Genomic DNA, 359 nt, shown 5'->3' on the forward strand with positions numbered 1-359 from the left:
CACTACAGGAGTAGAGACTGATAAAGCCTCAATAGCTGAATACCCCATAGCCTCATGATAAGAGGGCAACACAAGCAACTGTGAAGTTGCCATCATTTCAAGCACAGCAGCATGCTCAAGATAACCAAGAACTTCTACCTGATTTGTCAGAGAATATTCTGCGATTTTCTTTTTTAGCACCGGCTCCAAGTTACCCGTACCAACATACCTGAGTGGTATATTTAATCCTGATTTCCGATAAGCTTCAAGAAGCCTAATTGCTCCTTTTTCTTTGCTGATATTCCCCACATATAAAATTCCATTTTTCTCTACTTCACCACAAGCTGCAGGATGCACAGGAATAGGGTTATATATTACCG

General features: G+C 40.9%; 1 protein-coding gene. It reads right to left on the reverse strand.

What is annotated here, in order from left to right; translation table 11 throughout:
* On the reverse strand, positions 1 to 359 hold a 359-nt coding region (locus M3P05_RS20765; RefSeq protein WP_249702060.1), incomplete at both ends, for a glycosyltransferase.

The organism is Parendozoicomonas callyspongiae (assembly GCF_023502345.1).
Taxonomy (GTDB): Bacteria; Pseudomonadota; Gammaproteobacteria; order Pseudomonadales; family Endozoicomonadaceae; genus Sansalvadorimonas; species Sansalvadorimonas callyspongiae.